The organism is Kineococcus gurbantunggutensis (assembly GCF_050871925.1).
GTDB lineage: Bacteria > Actinomycetota > Actinomycetes > Actinomycetales > Kineococcaceae > Kineococcus.
The window spans coordinates 1-15,779 of record NZ_JBJLSG010000114.1 but is presented as its reverse complement, the minus strand read 5'-3'; the positions used below and the strand labels follow the sequence as shown (position 1 = coordinate 15,779).

Below are 15,779 nucleotides of genomic sequence, written 5' to 3'. Positions count from 1 at the left end.
GCCCGGCACCCCTGGAGGGGAGTGCCGGGCGCTCGTGCGTGCGGGGGAGGTGCGCCGGTCAGCCGAAGCGGCCCGAGATGTAGTCCTCGGTGGCCTTCTGCGAGGGGTTGGAGAAGATCGTCGAGGTGCTGTCGATCTCGACGAGCTTGCCCGGCTTGCCCACGCCGGCCAGGTTGAAGAAGCCCGTCTGGTCGGACACGCGGGCGGCCTGCTGCATGTTGTGGGTCACGATCACGATCGTGTACTCGTTCTTCAGCTCACCGATGAGGTCCTCCACCGCCAGGGTGGAGATCGGGTCCAGGGCCGAGCAGGGCTCGTCCATGAGCAGCACCGAGGGGCGGATCGCGATGGCCCGGGCGATGCACAGGCGCTGCTGCTGCCCGCCCGACAGGCCCATGCCGGGCTTGGACAGGCGGTCCTTGACCTCGTTCCACAGGTTGGCGCCGCGCAGCGAGGACTCCACGAGGTCGTCCATGTCGCTCTTCTTCATGCGCTTGGCGTTCAGCCGGACGCCGGCGGCGACGTTCTCGTAGATCGACATCGTCGGGAACGGGTTCGGGCGCTGGAAGACCATGCCGATGTGCTGGCGCACCGAGACCGGGTCCACGTCCTTGTCGTAGAGGTCCTGGCCGTCCATGACGACCTTGCCCTCCACGCGCGCGCCGGGGATGACCTCGTGCATGCGGTTCAGCGAGCGCAGGAAGGTGGACTTGCCGCAGCCGGAGGGCCCGATGAGGGCCGTCACCGCCCGCGGCTCGATGGTCATGGTGACGTTCTCCACGGCGAGGAAGTCGCCGTAGTAGATGTTCAGGTCGCTCACGTCGATGAGCTTGGCCACGTCGGCTCCTTGGTCGATCTGGTCTGGGTGCGTCGGCGGTTGCCGCTCAGCGACTGCCCTTGGGGGCGAAGAAGCGGGAGATCAGGCGGGCGAAGAGGTTCAGGGCCATCACCAGAATGATGAGGACCAGCGCCGCTGTCCAGGCGCGGTCCACGCCGGCCTGGGCCGGCACGCCCGGCTGGGTGTACTGGTAGTACGCGAAGACCGGCAGCGTCGCCATGCGCCCCTCGAAGGGGTTGAAGTTCGTGCCCACGGTCAGGCCCAGCGTCAGCAGCAGCGGGGCGGTCTCGCCGGCCACGCGGGCGATCGCCAGGGTCACGCCGGTCGCGATGCCCGAGACGCTGGTGCGCAGCACCACCTTGACGATGGTGCGCCACTTGGGCACGCCCAGGGCGTAGGCCGCCTCGCGCAGGTCGTTGGGGACCAGCTTGAGCATCTCCTCGGTGGAGCGGACCACCGTGGGGATCATCAGGACCGACAGGGCGATGGCGCCCATGAGGCCGATGCGCATCTGCGGGCCGACCACCAGCGCGAACAGCGCCACGACGAACAGGCCGGCGACGATGGAGGGGATGCCCGTCATGACGTCGACGAGGAAGGTGATGGCGCGCGCCAGGGCGGACTTCGCGCCGTACTCCACGAGGTAGACGGCCGTCAGCAGCCCGATCGGCACGGAGATCACCGCGGCGAGCAGGGTGACCACGACGGTGCCCCAGATGGCGTGCAGGCCGCCGCCGCCCTCGCCGATGACGCCCTGCATCGACCAGGTGAAGAACTGCGCGTCGAAGCGCGCGGCGCCGCGGCTGACGACGGTCCACACGACCGAGACCAGCGGGACCATGGCGATGAGGAAGGCGATGGTGACCAGCGCGGTGACCAGGCGGTCCTTGGCCTTGCGGCTGCCCTCCTTGACCCCGGAGACCACCGCGGTCAGCACCAGGTGCACCAGCGCGGCCAGGACGGCGACCGCGCCGGCGGAGGTGCCGCCGGGCAGCAGGACCGCCAGGGCGATCGCGATCGAGCCGGCGAGCACGGCCCACGGCGCCCAGCGGGGCAGCGCGGCCTTGCTCAGCGGCTGGTCGATGGCCTGCAGCGCGTCGCGCGAGGGCTGGGGGCTCTTGCCGGTGGTGGTGGTCATGCCTTCGCTCCCGAGCGCGAGACGATCCAGCGGGCGGCGAAGTTCACCAGGAAGGTGATGACGAAGAGCGCCAGGCCGCTGGCGATGAGGACGTTGGTGTCGATGCCGGTGGCCTCGGGGAAGTTCAGCGCGATGTTCGCCGCGATGGTCGAGGGGTTGGTGTTGCTGATGAGGTTGAAGGTCACGACGTTCGAGACCGACAGCACCAGCGCGACCGCCATCGTCTCGCCCAGGGCGCGCCCCAGGCCCAGCATGGCGGCGCTGACGACGCCGGAGCGGCCGTAGGGGATGACCGAGTACCTGATCATCTCCCAGCGGGTGGCGCCCAGGGCCAGGGCGGCCTCCTCGTGCAGGCGCGGGGTCTGCAGGAAGATGTCCCGGGCCAGCGCGGTGATGATCGGCAGGATCATCACGGCCAGCACCAGGCCGGCGGTGAGGATCGTGCGCCCGGAGGCCGAGGCGGGCCCGGCGAAGAGGGGGATGAACCCGAGGTTGTCCGCCAGCCACGCGTAGATGGGGATCATCGCCTGCGAGAGCACGACGATGCCCCAGATGCCGTAGACGATGCTGGGCACCGCGGCCAGCAGGTCCACCAGGTAGCCCAGGCCCTGCGCGGCGCGGCGCGGGGCGAAGTGCGAGATGAACAGGCCGATGCCCACCGAGATCGGGGTGGCCACGAGCAGGGCGATGACGGCGGCCAGGACGGTGCCGAACAGCAGCGGGCCCACGTAGGCGGTCAGGCTGCCGCCGTCGATCTCCTCGTCGGTGGTGAGGGCGGGCAGCGCCTCGTAGACCAGGAAGGCCGCCACGGCGGCGAGGACGAGCAGGATCAGGACGCCGGCACCGGTCGCGGTGCCGCGGAACAGGGCGTCCCCGCGCCTCTTGGTGCCGGTGGCGATCCCACCCCCTCCGGGGCCTCGCTCCGGCGCTCTGGTGGGTGTGCTCACCCTGGTCCTCCGTCTCGTGGGGGCCGCCCGCCGCAAGCGGGGCCGGCGGCGGCTGGTCGTGCTCGGGGTGGTGCCGGTCGTGCGAGGGGGTGGGCGGCCCGGTGGGCCGCCCACCCCGGGTGGTGCGTGCTGCGCGGCGGCTGCCGCGCGGCGGTGGCGTCAGGCGCCGATGCGGTTCAGCGACTCGCTGATCTGGCCGCGCAGCTCCTCGGAGATGGGCGCCGAGCCGGCGGCCTGGGCGGCGGCCTGCTGGCCCTCCTCGCTGACGACGTACTCCATGTAGGCCTTCACGAGCTCGCCCTGGGCGGCGTCCTCGTAGGAGGAGCACACCAGGGCGTAGGAGACCAGCGCCAGCGGGTACGCGCCGGCGGCGGTGGTGGTGTGGTCCAGCTCGATGGCGATGTCGCCCTCGGGGCGGCCCTCGGCCTCGGGGGAGGCGTCCACGGCGGCGGCGGCGCCCTCGGCGGTGGGGGCGACCCACTCGGTGCCGACCTGCACGGAGACGGTGCTCAGGTCGCCGACCTGGCTGAGGTCGGCGTAGCCGATGGAGCCCTGGGTGCCGGTGACGGCCTGGATGACGCCGGAGGTGCCCTGCGCCGCCTCGCCGCCCTGCAGCGGCCAGTCGCTGTCGGCCTCGGCGGTCCACACGGTGGGGACGACGTCGTGCAGGTAGGCGGTGAAGTTCTCGGTGGTGCCCGAGCCGTCCGAGCGGTGCACCGGGGTGATGGCGCTGGAGGGCAGCGTCACGCCGGGGTTCTCGGCGGCGATGGCCGGGTCGTTCCAGGTGGTGATGGTGCCGTTGAAGACGTTCGCGATGGTGGTCGCGGACATCTTCAGGTCCTCGACGCCCTCGAGGTTGTACGTGACGGCGATGGGGGAGACGTAGACCGGCAGGTCCATCGCGTTGCCGCCGGCGCAGCGCTCCTGCGCCTGGGTCAGCTCCTCCTCGTCCAGCACCGCGTCGGAGCCGCCGAAGGCGGTGGCGCCGTTGATGAACTGCTCGCGCCCGGCGCTGGAGCCGGCCGGGTCGTAGTTCACCGTGACGTCCGGGTTCGCGGCGTTGAAGCCGGCCGCCCACGCCTGCTGCGCGGCGGTCTGGGTGCTGGCGCCCGCGCCCGCGAGCTCGCCGCTCAGGGAGGACGTGGAGGAGTCCCCGCTGGGGGCGGACGTGCTCGGCTCGTTCTGACCGCTGCACGCCCCCAGGCCCAGGCTGATGAGCAGGGCCGCGGGGAGGGCTGCACGGCGGAGGGAACTGCGGTTCACGGATGAGGCTCGCTTTCGCTCGACGGGCGGGCGCGGAGCAGCGCCGGCCGGGGCCTGACGTGCAACGACGTTAAGCACCGGAGGTGACGCGATACCCGGTCGAACGTTAACGGCGGGTTAACGGGCAGCAGAGAGTGCACGTCGGCTCTACGACCGAGCGACGACGCTCAGGTGAACGGCCCAACGGCTCGACTCTCCGTGACGAAAACCGTACCTCCCGTGGGGCCCCGTTGTCCCGCCGTCACCCGCCCGTGACAGGTTCGTGCCGCTCCACCGCCACGACCCGCGCCTCGGCGCCGCGGCCGCTGACGTGCGCCACCAGGAACTCGCCCTTGCCCAGCTTGCGCCGCAGCGCCGCTCGCTCGCCGTCGCCGGCGCGCGCCGCCAGGTGCTCCTGCAGCTCCGGCAGCACCGGCCGGTGCGAGCACACCACCGCCCCGCGCCCGGCCGCCAGCAGGCCGTCCAGCACGCCCGCCGCCCCGGCCGGGTCCGCCGCGTGGCCGCCCTCGCTGAGCACCGCCTCCTCGCGCACCGGCCACGAGCCCGCGTCCGCCGCCGGCAGCACCGTCTGCACGCAGCGCGCCGACGGCGAGGTGACCACCGCGCGCACGTCGAAGCAGCCCAGCAGCGGCGACAGCGCGTGCGCCTGCGCGTGCCCGCGGTCCAGCAGCGGGCGCTCGGCGTCGTCCGCGCCCTCGAAGCGCTCGCGCGCCACCGCCCGCGCGTGCCGCAGCACCACCAGCGGCCAGGTGCGCACCCGCGCCGCGGCCAGCGCGTCGTCCAGCACCCGCCGGTCGTGCGGGTACGTCAGCAGCTGGCGCGCCTCCTTCACGCCGCACCAGCGGACCTCGTCCACCTCCTCGGGCGAGGGCGTGGAGGCGCTCTCGCCCGGCGCGGTGAACGCCAGCCAGTACTTCACCCGCTTGTCGCGCCCGCCGTCGACCCGGTAGCGCAGCTCCGGCAGCGGCCGGGCCAGGCGCACCCGGCAGCCGGCCTCCTCCAGCGTCTCGCGCACCGCCGCCTCCGGGTGCGTCTCGCCCGCGTCGAGCTTGCCCTTGGGCCAGGACCAGTCACGGTCGTGCCGCGGGGTGGCCGGGCGGTGCACCAGCAGCACCTGCGGCTCACCGCCGCGGCCGCGGCGCACCACGACGCACCCCGCCGCCTCGACGTCGGCGCCGGCCCCGTCCTCGCGCACCCCCGCGCGGTCCTTCACCCCGGTCGCCGTCACCGGCGGCGCGGGGACGGCCGCCTGCCGGGGCGGGTCGCGATGATGTGCTCCTGCATGTCCATCAGCGGGCGCCCCTCGGCGTCCACGTGGTGCCGGGTCCACCCGCCCTGCGCGTCCAGGTGCCAGGAGCTGGTGGCGTCGCTCATGCACTGGTCCAGCAGCTGCGAGACCTCGCGCACGTGCCGCGGGTCGCTCAGGCGCACCACGGCCTCCACCCGGCGGTCCAGGTTGCGGTGCATCATGTCCGCGCTGCCGATCATGACCACCGGGTCGCCGCCGGAGGCGAACCAGAAGATGCGGCTGTGCTCCAGGAAGCGGCCCAGGATGCTGCGCACCCGGATGTTCTCGCTCAGCCCCGGCACGCCCGGCTTCAGGGCGCAGATCCCGCGCACCACCACGTCCACCGGCACGCCCGCCTGCGAGGCGCGGTACAGCGCGTCGATCACGGCCTCGTCGACGATGGAGTTCACCTTGATGCGCACGCCCGAGGGCAGGCCCTGGCGGTGGTTGTCGATCTCGCGGTCCACGCGGTCCACCAGCCCGGTGCGCAGCGAGCGCGGCGCCACCAGCAGGCGCTTGTACGCGGTCTTGGGCGCGTACCCCGAGAGCTGGTTGAATAGCCGGGTCAGGTCCTCGCCCACCTGCGGGTCGTCGGTCAGCAGGCCCAGGTCCTCGTACAGCCGCGCGGTCTTGGGGTTGTAGTTGCCCGTGCCCACGTGGCAGTACCGGCGCAGCCCGCCGGCCTCCTGGCGCACCACCAGGCTCAGCTTCGCGTGCGTCTTCAGGCCCACCAGGCCGTACACCACGTGCACGCCCGCCTGCTCCAGCTTGCGCGCCCAGGTGATGTTCGCCTGCTCGTCGAAGCGCGCCTTGATCTCCACCAGCGCCAGCACCTGCTTGCCGGCCTCGGCGGCGTCGATGAGCGCGTCGACGATGGGGGAGTCGCCCGAGGTGCGGTACAGGGTCTGCTTGATGGCCAGCACGCGCGGGTCCGCCGCCGCCTGCTCCAGGAACGCCTGCACGCTCGTGGAGAACGAGTCGTACGGGTGGTGCAGCAGCACGTCGCGGTTGCGGATCGCGCCGAACACGTCCGAGGGCTTGGCGGTCTCCGCGCCGTCGGTGAGGTCGCGGTGGGTGCGCGCGACGAACTTGGGGTACTTCAGCTCCGGGCGGTCGATGTCGGCGATGTCGCCCAGGCCGCGCAGGTCCAGCGGCTCGGGCAGCTCGTACACCTCCTGCTCGGACACCCCCAGCTCGCGCACCAGCAGGTCGCGCACCGTCGGGTCGATGTCCGAGGCCACCTCCAGGCGCACCGGCGGGCCGAAGCGGCGGCGCAGCAGCTCCTTCTCCAGCGCCTGCAGGAGGTTCTCCGCGTCGTCCTCCTCGACCTCGAGGTCCTCGTTGCGGGTGACGCGGAAGGTGTGGTGCTGCACGACCTCCATGCCCGGGAACAGCTGGTCCAGGTGCACCGAGATGACGTCCTCCAGCGGCACGAACCGCGCCGTGCGCGCCTCGGCGTCCTCCCCGGAGGCCACCGCGACGAACCGCGGCAGCAGCGGCGGGACCTTCACCCGCGCGAAGTGCTCCTTGTCGGTGGTGGGGTTGCGCACCACCACCGCCAGGTTCAGCGACAGCCCGGAGATGTACGGGAACGGGTGCGCGGGGTCCACCGCCAGCGGCGTGAGCACCGGGAACACCTGGTCGCGGAAGAAGCCGTGCAGGCGCACCTGCTCGTTGGTGGACAGGTCGTCCCAGTGCACCACCGTGATGCCGGCCTCGGCCAGCGCCGGGCGCACGCCCTCCAGGAACGCGTTCGCGTGCCGCTCGGTCAGCTCGTGCGCGCGCGCGGCGATGGCGTCCAGCACCTCGCGCGGCTCCAGCCCGCTGGCGGCGGTGACGGCCAGGCCGGTGGCGATGCGGCGCTTGAGCCCGGCCACGCGCACCATGAAGAACTCGTCGAGGTTGTTGGCGAAGATCGACAGGAACCGCACCCGCTCCAGCAGGTGGGTGCCCGGGTCCTCCGCCATCTCCAGCACGCGCTCGTTGAACGCCAGCCAGGACAGCTCGCGGTCGGCGAAGCGGTCCTGCGGCAGCTCCACGGGTTCGTCGGAGCGGGGGATCGCGGGCAGGGGGGCGGCAGAACCGGCCCGGGTCGTCGCCGTCATGGCACCCATCCTGCCACCGGAGCCCGCACCACCGGCCCGGCGAGGGCGCTCGTGACGGCCCGTCGACGCCGCGTCGACGCGGGGGTGAACGCAGCGGTGCGCGCGGGCGGGCCGGGGCCGTCAGCCGGCCGGCGGGACCGCCGCGGCGGCGGGCGGGGCGGCCGGGGTGCTGGCGTACTGCACGTCCACCGCCGCGCGGGTGAACCCCAGCGAGGAGTACAGCCGCACCGCCGGCGCGTTGTCGCCGTCCACGTACAGCTCGACCGCTCCCGGCGCGCCGGGCCCGGCCACCGCCCGCAGCCCGCGCACCAGCAGCGCCCGGCCCAGCCCGCGCCCGGCGGCCGAGGGGTGCACCCCCAGCACGTACAGCTCCGCGGCGTGCGGCTGCACCTTCATCCAGCAGAACCCCAGCAGCTGCCCGCCCTCCTGCGCCAGCAGCAGCACCGAGGGGTCGAACCACGGCTCCGCCTCGCGCAGCAGCAGGTCCGGCACGCCCCAGCGGCCCTGCTCCGGGTGCTGCGCGAACGCCGCCGCGTTCAGGGCCACCCACGCCTCCTCGTCGGCGCCGGGGACGAACGCGCGCACCCGCACGCCCGCCGGCAGCGCCGGCTCGGCCAGCTCCGCCAGGCCCGCCGAGGGCCGGTGCATCCGCAGCAGCTCGCGGGTGCGCACCCAGCCGGCGCCCGCGGCCAGCGCCGCCGCGGCCGGCACGTCGCCGTGCGCCCACAGCAGCACGCGCCGCCCGGCGGCCGCGCCGCCCACCGCGCGCAGCAGCGCCCGCCCGTGCCCGCGCCCGCGCAGCCGCGGGTGCACCAGCAGCTCGCCCGCCAGCTCCCGCCCGCTCCCGGCCAGCTGGGCGTAGCCGGCCAGCTCGCCGCCGGCGCGGCGCAGCAGGTGGCGCACCCCGTCCGCGCCGGTGCGCAGCCGCAGCAGCGCGTCCTCGCTCAGGGCGTCGGCGCCGTCGTGCGCGGAGGCCGCGGCGGCCAGCTCCTGCACCTGCGCGCGCAGCGGCTCCGCCAGCACCCCGCCCACCACCTCCACGGCAGCGTCCTCCGCGGCGTCCCCGGCGGAGTCCGCTCGGTCCCCGGTGCTCACGGGCGGCGCGGGGCCGCGCGCAGCGGGCGCGGCCCGCCGGCCGGGGCCGAGCCGTTCGCGCCGCCCGGGCCGTCCTGGCCGGCGTCGCGCAGGTCCGCGAAGCCCGGCGCGGCGTCCTCCGCCAGCGCCTCGGCCTCCAGCTCGCCCTCGCCGTCGCGGCCGTGGGAGACGAAGCGGTAGCCGACGTTGCGCACCGTGCCGATGGCCCCCTCGTGCTCGGCGCCCAGCTTCGCGCGCAGCCGCCGCACGTGGACGTCGACGGTGCGGGTGCCGCCGAAGTAGTCGTAGCCCCACACCTCCTGCAGGAGCTGGGCGCGGGTGAAGACGCGCCCGGGGTGCTGCGCCAGGTGCTTGAGGAGCTCGAACTCCTTGTACGTCAGGTCCAGCTGGCGCCCGCGCACCCGCGCCGAGTAGGCGGCCTCGTCGATGACCACGTCGCCCGCGCGGATCTCCCCGGCGTCGGCGCCGGGGGCGTCCTCGGCCGCGCGCCGGTTGCGCCCGGCCGCCAGCCGCAGCCGCGCGTCCAGCTCCGCGGGCCCGCAGGTGTCCAGCAGCACGTCGTCCGCGCCCCAGTCGGCGGCCACCGCGGCCATGCCGCCCTCGGTGAGCACCAGCAGCAGCGGCTGCGACAGGCCCGTGGTGCGCAGCAGCCGGCACAGCGAGCGGGCCGCGGCCAGCTCCCGGCGGCCGTCCACCAGCACGGCGTCGCAGGTGGGCTCGTCCACCAGGACCGAGGCCTCGGCGGGCAGGACGCGCACGCTGTGCGGCAGCAGCCCCAGCGCCGGCAGCACCTCCGTGGACGGGGTGAGCGCGTTGGTCAGCACGAGGATCTGGGCCACCCGGTGTCTCGCCCTCCGTCCGCCCGTCGGGGACGCCCGAGGGGCCCCGCTGGGCGGCAGTTTAACGGGCCACCAACCCTCTCCGGTGCGGACCGGGCGGGCGCCGCGCGGCGGGTGCGGGAGGATCGCGCCGTGACCACCCCCGCGACGGCGACGACCACCCTGGCCCTCGCCGCCCTCGTCGCGGTCGCCGCCTTCGCCGGTCCGATCGTGCTCGCCCTGGCCGTGGCCCTGCTCTGCGCCCTGCTGGCCGTCGGCTGGCCGGCGCTGCTGGGCCTGCCCTCCCCGCGCGGCACCACCGCCGTGGTCGCCCTCGCCGGCCTGGCCGCGGCGGTCGCGGCCGCCGCGGCGGTGCGCTCCGCCGGCGGCTCCCCGGGCACCGGCGCGCTCGGCGTGCTGCCTGCGGTGGCCGCCCTGGCGCTGCTGGGCGCCTTCGTCCACCAGCTCGCCCGCCGCGACGGCCGGCCCCGGCTGGTGGAGTCCGTCGCCGGCGCCGTCACCGGCCAGGCCCTGACCGTGCTGGCCGCCTGCTGGGTCGCGGTCCCCGCCACCTACGCCGGCCCGCCGCTGGTCCCCGTGGTGCTCGCCGCCGTCGCCGCCGCGGCCGCCGCGTGCGCCACGTCCTGGCCGCTGCGCGCGGCCGGGCCCGCGGCGCTGGCCGCCGGCGCGCTGGCCGGGTGGCTGGCCAGCGCCGCCACGGTGGCCCTGGGCGGCGCCGGGTTCGTCTCGCCGACCCGCTGGACCCTGGCCGGCCTGGTGGCCGGCGCCGGCGCCGGGCTGGCCGCCGCGGCCTGGCGGGCGCACTCCGCGCGCCTGCCCGCCGCCGGCACGCTGCCGGCGGCGTTCGCGGTGGCCGCGGTGCCGCTGGCCCTGGCCGGCGGGGGCGCCTGGCTGGTGGGGCGCCTGGTGCTGCTGTGAGCCGCCCGCGCGCGGCGTGACGCCGCCCACGCGGAGGGCCGCGCGGGCGCCCGCGCGGGTACGCTCGGTGCGTGCACGCGCTCGAAGTCTTCTTCCTCGTCCTGCTGATCGTGGTCAGCATCGTGATCGCGTGGTTCGCCGGCTTCGTGGTGTACCGCCTCTACAAGGGACAGCGCTGAGCCGTGGCCGGCGCTCCCGTCCCCCTGCGCACCGACACCCCGCTCGCCCTCGTCCCGCTCTCGTGGCTGCTGGGCCGCTGGGAGGGCGCCGGCGTGCTCGGGCACCCCGCCCGCGGTGAGGACACCCGCTTCGGGCAGGTCGTCGAGTTCTCCCACGACGGCCGCGACTTCCTGAGCTACACCTCCACCACGTGGGCGCTCGACGAGCACGGCGCGACCACCGACCCCCTCGACGTGGAGACCGGGTACTGGCGCCCGCAGCCCGTCGACCTGCAGGCCCCCGCGCCCGCCGACGGCCCGCGGCCCGTGGAGCTGGAGGTCCTGCTGGCCCACCCCACCGGCGTGGTGGAGGTCCTCGCGGGCAGGGTCACCGGCGCGCGCATCGACCTGAGCACCGACGTGGTGGCCCGCACCACCACCGCCCACGAGTACACCGCGGCCACGCGGATGTACGGCCTCGTGGAGGGCGACCTGCTGTGGGCGCTGGACGTCTCCCTCGGCGGGCACCCGATGCGCAGCTACGCCTCGGCGCGGCTGAAGCGGGTGTCCTGACGGGCGCGCCCACCCCCCTCGGCGAGGCGCTGCACGCGCGCGGGCTGCGGCTGACGCCCCAGCGCCAGCGCGTCCTGGAGGCCGTGCGCGCCCTCGGGCACGGCACGCCCGAGGAGGTCCTGGCCCACCTGCGCGCCGCCGGCGGCACGCCCGCCGTCGACGCCTCCACCGTCTACCGGGCGCTGGCGCTGCTGGAGGAGCTCGGCCTCGTGGCGCGCACCGGCCTGGACCGGCGCGCCGACTCCTTCCACCCCGTCGAGCACGGCGGCCACCTGCACCTGGTGTGCGACGGCTGCGGCTCCGTCGCCGAGGCCCCCGCGGACGCGGCCGGCGAGCTGGCCGCCGAGCTGCGCCGGCGCACCGGCTTCAGCGCCGACGTGGCCCACCTGGCGCTGCGCGGGCGCTGCGCCGCCTGCCGCCGGGACGAGCCCGGCGACGGCCCCGGCGACGGGCCCCGCGACGACCCCGAGCACCACCCCCGGGAGGGACGACCGTGAGCACCCAGACCCCCGCGAGCCCCGCCGGCGCCGGCAGCGCCGCCGCCTGGCGCTCGCCCCTGCTGGACCTGCCCGGCGCCGTGGCCGCCGAGGGCCCCGACGCCGGCGTGGCCTGGCACTACGGCGACCCCGTGGCCGAGCAGCGCGCCCTCGTGCGCGGCGAGGCGTTCGTGGACCTCTCGCACCGCGGCGTCGTGCGCGTGTCCGGCCCGGACCGGCTGAGCTGGCTGAACAGCACCACCAGCCAGGCGCTGGCTGCCCTGCCCGCCGGCACCAGCACCGAGAGCCTGGTGCTCAGCCCCACCGGGCGCGTGGAGCACGACCTGCACCTGCTCGACGACGGCACGGCCACCTGGATCACGGTCGAGCCCGGCGAGCGCGAGCCGCTCGTGGCGTGGCTGCTGCGGATGCGCTTCACGCTGCGCGTGGAGGTCGAGGACCTCACGGGGGAGTGGGCCGTGCTCGGCGAGCCCAGCCGCGAGCCCGGCGACGGCGCCGGCCCGGTGTGGGTGGACCCCTGGCCCGGCCCCGTGCCGGCCAACGAGGGCGGCACCGCCGACACCGCCAGCTATGCGGCCGTGCCCACGCCGCTGCACCCCGGTGCCGAGCGCCCCTGGCGCGAGGTGCTCGTGCCGCGCGCGGAGCTGGGCGCGCGCACCGCCGGGCGCCGCGCCGCCGGCACCTGGGCCAGCGAGGCGCTGCGCGTGGAGGCCTGGCGCCCGCGCCTGGGCCTGGAGACCGACGAGCGCTCCATCCCGCACGAGCTGGACTGGCTGCGCACCGCCGTGCACCTGCACAAGGGCTGCTACCGCGGCCAGGAGACCGTCGCGAAGGTGCACAACCTGGGCCGCCCGCCGCGGCGGCTGGTGCTGCTGCACCTGGACGGCTCCTCGCACGACCTGCCCGCCCACGGCGACGACGTCGTGCTCGCCGAGGGCCCGGGCCGCTCGGTGGGGCGCGTGACCACCGCCGCGCGCCACCACGAGCTCGGCCCGGTCGCCCTGGCCGTGGTCAAGCGCTCGGTGCCCGTGGACGCCCCGCTGTTCGCGGTGGCCGGCTCCGCCGCCGGCGACCAGCACCGCCGCCTCGCCGCCGCGCAGGAGGTCGTCGTCGCCCCCTGAGGGGGTGCGGGGGCCTATCCTCGAAACCGCGCACGCACAGTGGCGCGCTGATCGCCCAGAGCGATGAGTCTGATCGGGGGAGCGGAGGCCGGCATGGACGAGGAGCACGTCAGCGGGTACCAGCAGGGCGGGCGGCGAGCGCTCGACAGGGTCCTCGCGCCGGATTTCGCGGCCGACCTGCGCACCATCGATCTGACCGAGCTGCGCGAGCGGCGCGCGCTGGCCGAGCAGGAGGAGGCCGACCTCTCCTACGCCCGCCGGCTGCTGCAGGGGCGCCTGGACCTGCTGGGCGCGGAGCTGCAGCAGCGCTCCGGCGCCGACGGCGGCACGGACGTCTCCGCCGCCCGCAGCGACGCCGAGCTGGTCGCCCGGCTCACCGACGTCCTGGCCGACCCCCGCCGCACCAACCACGGCATGGGCCGGCACACCACCGTGCAGCCCAGCCGCGTCGGCGAGCACCGGCGCCGCGCCGAGGCCGCCGTCGCCGACCCGCACCTGTCGGACCTGACGGCGATGGACGAGGAGCAGCTCGCCGCCGCCCGCGAGCGCCTGCTGGGCCTGGAGCGGGAGCTGTCCGGCGACCGGCACCGCGTGCAGGAGGTCATGGACGCCTGCACCGACGAGATCACCCGCCGCTACCGCGACGGGATCGCCTCCGTGGAGGACGCGCTGCCCGGCACGCGCTGACGTCAGCCCGGTGCGCCCGGTCCCCCGTCGCGGGGGACCGGGCGCACCGGCGTCAGCCCAGGGCGCGCAGCAGCGCGCGCAGGTGGGCGTCCAGGTCGGCGCGCGCGCCGTCGCCGAGGGCGGCGGTGGCGCGGCGCTCGGCGTCCAGCACCGCCGGCAGCAGGCGGTCGACCAGGTCGGTGCCCTCGCCGGTCAGCGCCAGGCGGCTGACCCGGCCGTCGCGCGGGTCCGGGGTGCGCTGCAGGTACCCGCGCGCGGTCAGGTGCTCCAGCCGCTTGGTGGTCGCCGCCCCCGAGGCGAGCGTGGCGGCGGTGACGCCGGTGGGCGTCAGCGGCGAGCGGGCCCGGCGCAGCGCGCACAGCACGTCGAACTCCGCGCGGGTCAGGCCGTGCTCGCGCACGACCTCCTCGGCGGCGCGGCCCACCGCGGCGGCCACCATGCGCAGCCGCCCGGCCACCGCCATGGGGGTGGTGTCCAGGTCCGGGTGGACCCGGGCCCACTCGGCGCGGGCGCGGTCCACCGCGTCGCCCGGGGACCCGGCGGGCGGCTCGCCGGCGGCGGGGCGCTCCGCGGCGCGGGGGTCAGCGGTGTCCTGCACCCGGCGAGGGTAGCCGCCGGCCGAAGTGCTTCACGGGTGTAACACCCGTTAAACTGTTCTCGTGCCCACCGCCGCCCTCGCCCACCTGACCCGCTCCGCGCGCGGGTGGCGCCGGGTGGCGCCCGGCCCGCACCCGTGGTGGGCCGCCTGCGCCGCAGCGCTGTCCACCGCCGTGCCGCTGGGCGTCGTGCTCGCCGCCGGCACCACCGTCCTCGCCGCGCCCGCCGCCTTCGGCGCCATGGCCGGCCTGTACGGGCGCGCCGAGCCCTACGCGCTGCGCGCGCGCACCCAGGCCGCCGCCGGGCTGGCCATGACCATCGCCCTGCTCGCCGGCGCGCTCGGCGGGGCCGCCGGGCGCGCCCTGCCCGTGCACGGCTGGGCCGCCGAGGTCGTCCCCGCCCTCGTCGTCGCCGCCGTCGCGCTGCTGGCCAAGCTCGTCAGCGACGCCGTGCGCACCGGCCCGCCGGCCGGCCTGATGCCCGTCTTCGCCGCGGGCACCCTCGCGCACGTCCCGCTCGCCCCCGCCGACCTGCCCGCCGCGGCCCTCGCCGCGCTCTCCTCGGCCGCCTTCGCCGTCGCCGTCTCCGCCGCCCCCGGCCTGCTGCGGCCCGACGGGCCCGAGCGCGACGCCGTCGCCGGCGCGGTCGCCGCCGTCCTGGACGCCACCACCACCACCGCCCCCGCCGCCCCCGCCGGTGCCGCGAGCGCCGGCGAGCGCGGCCGGGCGGCCCTGGCCGTGCACCGCGCCTGGGGCGTGCTGGCCCCCGGCGCGGCCCGCACCGCCCCGGACCCGGCCAGCCCCGCGCGCTGGCTCGCGCACGCCGAGCGCCTCCTGCACGCCGCCGGCGCCCCGGCCGGCGGGCCCCGCGCCGCCGACCTCGACGCCGCGCGCGCCGCGCTGCCCCTGCTGCGCGGGCGCGCCGCGCCGCCCCCGGTGCCCGAGCGCGCCGGCGACCGCGCCGAGGTGCTCGGGCACCGCAGCGTCCCGCGGGCGCGGGTGCGGGCCGTCGGTGCCGCGCTGCGCCCGGCCTCGGTGCTGCACGCCCCCGCCCTGCGCGTGGGCCTGGCCTGCGCGCTCAGCGCCGTGCTGGCCGCCGCGGCCGGGCTGGGGCACACCTACTGGGCGGCGGTGGCCGCCGCCGCGGTCCTGCAGTCGCCCTCCGCCGGCGTCACCGCCCGGCGCGCCGTGCAGCGCGCCGCCGGCACCCTCGCCGGCCTGCTGCTGGCCGCGCTGCTGGTGCCGCTGGCCGGCGGCGACGCGCCGCTGTGGGCGCTCACCGTCGCCTGCACGCTGCTGGTGGAGCTGCTCATGCCCCGCAACACGGCCCTGGGCACCGTGCCCGTCACCGTGCTGTCGCTGCTGCTGACCCGGCTCGGCGGCGGCGGCGCCACCCTCGCCGGGCTGGTCGGCGACCGCTCCCTGGACACCCTGCTGGGCGTCGCCGCCGGCGTCCTGGTCGCCGTGGCAGTGCGCAACCGGCACGCCGGCACCCACCTGGAGCGGGCCCTGGGCGCGGTGGGGCGCTCGGCCGCCGGCGCGGACCCCGCCGCCCTGCGCCGCGACCTGGCCGTCCTGCGCGACGCCCACGACGTCCTCGCCGACGACTCCTGGGGCCGGCGCGCCGGGGGGGGGGGGGGGGGGGGGGGGGGGGGGGGGGGGGGGGGGGGGGCGGGGGGGGGGGGGGGGGGGGGGGGGGGGGGGGGGGGGGGGGGG

Annotated in this window: 15 protein-coding genes; 6 read left to right on the top strand and 9 right to left on the bottom strand. The window is 76.7% G+C overall.

Annotated features, from left to right (window positions below; all coding sequences use genetic code 11):
- Positions 1-58: 58 nt before the first annotated feature.
- From pstB to ACRYR7_RS18155, 8 genes are all read right to left on the bottom strand, one after another.
- Positions 59-838 (bottom strand): phosphate ABC transporter ATP-binding protein PstB, encoded by a 780-nt coding sequence (gene pstB, locus ACRYR7_RS18190; protein WP_432573524.1) that lies wholly within the window; start codon positions 836-838, stop codon positions 59-61.
- 46 nt (positions 839-884) lie between these two features.
- A complete protein-coding gene (gene pstA, locus ACRYR7_RS18185) occupies positions 885-1,976 on the bottom strand; it encodes a phosphate ABC transporter permease PstA (RefSeq protein WP_432573523.1) in 1,092 nt (363 codons plus the stop codon).
- A complete protein-coding gene (gene pstC / locus ACRYR7_RS18180) occupies positions 1,973-2,923 on the bottom strand; it encodes a phosphate ABC transporter permease subunit PstC (RefSeq protein ID WP_432573522.1) in 951 nt (316 codons plus the stop codon). Before pstC ends, pstA begins: the two co-directional genes overlap by 4 nt.
- A 159-nt stretch (positions 2,924-3,082) precedes the next feature.
- On the bottom strand, positions 3,083-4,186 hold the full coding sequence (pstS, locus tag ACRYR7_RS18175) for a phosphate ABC transporter substrate-binding protein PstS (RefSeq protein WP_432573521.1): 1,104 nt from the start codon (positions 4,184-4,186) through the stop codon (positions 3,083-3,085).
- 241 nt (positions 4,187-4,427) lie between these two features.
- Positions 4,428-5,399 (bottom strand): NUDIX hydrolase, encoded by a 972-nt coding sequence (locus ACRYR7_RS18170; protein WP_432573520.1) that lies wholly within the window; start codon positions 5,397-5,399, stop codon positions 4,428-4,430.
- 11 nt (positions 5,400-5,410) lie between these two features.
- Positions 5,411-7,579 (bottom strand): RNA degradosome polyphosphate kinase, encoded by a 2,169-nt coding sequence (locus ACRYR7_RS18165; protein ID WP_432573519.1) that lies wholly within the window; start codon positions 7,577-7,579, stop codon positions 5,411-5,413.
- A 120-nt stretch (positions 7,580-7,699) separates the two neighbouring features.
- On the bottom strand, positions 7,700-8,674 hold the full coding sequence (gene mshD / locus ACRYR7_RS18160; protein WP_432573518.1) for a mycothiol synthase: 975 nt from the start codon (positions 8,672-8,674) through the stop codon (positions 7,700-7,702).
- Positions 8,671-9,513 (bottom strand): winged helix-turn-helix transcriptional regulator, encoded by an 843-nt coding sequence (locus ACRYR7_RS18155; protein ID WP_432573517.1) that lies wholly within the window; start codon positions 9,511-9,513, stop codon positions 8,671-8,673. Before ACRYR7_RS18155 ends, mshD begins: the two co-directional genes overlap by 4 nt.
- A gap of 132 nt (positions 9,514-9,645) precedes the next feature.
- On the opposite strand from ACRYR7_RS18155, the gene ACRYR7_RS18150 reads away from it, so the two are divergent.
- The 5 genes from ACRYR7_RS18150 to ACRYR7_RS18130 all read left to right on the top strand — a co-directional run bounded on the left by ACRYR7_RS18150 (position 9,646) and on the right by ACRYR7_RS18130 (position 13,467).
- A complete protein-coding gene (locus tag ACRYR7_RS18150) occupies positions 9,646-10,431 on the top strand; it encodes a hypothetical protein (RefSeq protein WP_432573516.1) in 786 nt (261 codons plus the stop codon).
- 182 nt (positions 10,432-10,613) lie between these two features.
- On the top strand, positions 10,614-11,162 hold the full coding sequence (locus ACRYR7_RS18145; protein WP_432573515.1) for a nitrobindin family protein: 549 nt from the start codon (positions 10,614-10,616) through the stop codon (positions 11,160-11,162).
- Positions 11,159-11,659: a Fur family transcriptional regulator gene (locus ACRYR7_RS18140; RefSeq protein WP_432573525.1), complete on the top strand. Its 501-nt coding sequence runs from the start codon at positions 11,159-11,161 to the stop codon at positions 11,657-11,659. Before ACRYR7_RS18145 ends, ACRYR7_RS18140 begins: the two co-directional genes overlap by 4 nt.
- Complete coding sequence (gene ygfZ, locus ACRYR7_RS18135) at positions 11,656-12,780, top strand: CAF17-like 4Fe-4S cluster assembly/insertion protein YgfZ (protein ID WP_432573514.1); 1,125 nt, start codon at positions 11,656-11,658, stop codon at positions 12,778-12,780. The genes ACRYR7_RS18140 and ygfZ overlap by 4 nt, the downstream gene beginning before the upstream one ends.
- Positions 12,781-12,873: 93 nt before the next feature.
- Complete coding sequence (locus ACRYR7_RS18130) at positions 12,874-13,467, top strand: RsiG family protein (protein ID WP_432573513.1); 594 nt, start codon at positions 12,874-12,876, stop codon at positions 13,465-13,467.
- Positions 13,468-13,519: 52 nt separating this feature from the next.
- Here the strand turns inward: ACRYR7_RS18130 and ACRYR7_RS18125 are convergent, their stop codons facing one another.
- A complete protein-coding gene (locus tag ACRYR7_RS18125) occupies positions 13,520-14,065 on the bottom strand; it encodes a MarR family winged helix-turn-helix transcriptional regulator (RefSeq protein ID WP_432573512.1) in 546 nt (181 codons plus the stop codon).
- A 61-nt stretch (positions 14,066-14,126) separates the two neighbouring features.
- Here ACRYR7_RS18125 and ACRYR7_RS18120 point away from each other — a divergent pair.
- A partial coding sequence (locus ACRYR7_RS18120) for an FUSC family protein (protein WP_432573511.1) occupies positions 14,127-15,779 on the top strand: 1,653 nt, incomplete at its 3' end.

Excerpts from the sequence above, each read along its gene's own strand:
- pstA (WP_432573523.1), bottom strand. The coding sequence starts at position 1,976 with ATGACCACCACCACCGGCAAGAGCCCCCAGCCCTCGCGCGACGCGCTG.
- ACRYR7_RS18165 (WP_432573519.1), bottom strand. The coding sequence starts at position 7,579 with ATGACGGCGACGACCCGGGCCGGTTCTGCCGCCCCCCTGCCCGCGATC.
- ACRYR7_RS18130 (WP_432573513.1), top strand. The coding sequence starts at position 12,874 with ATGGACGAGGAGCACGTCAGCGGGTACCAGCAGGGCGGGCGGCGAGCG.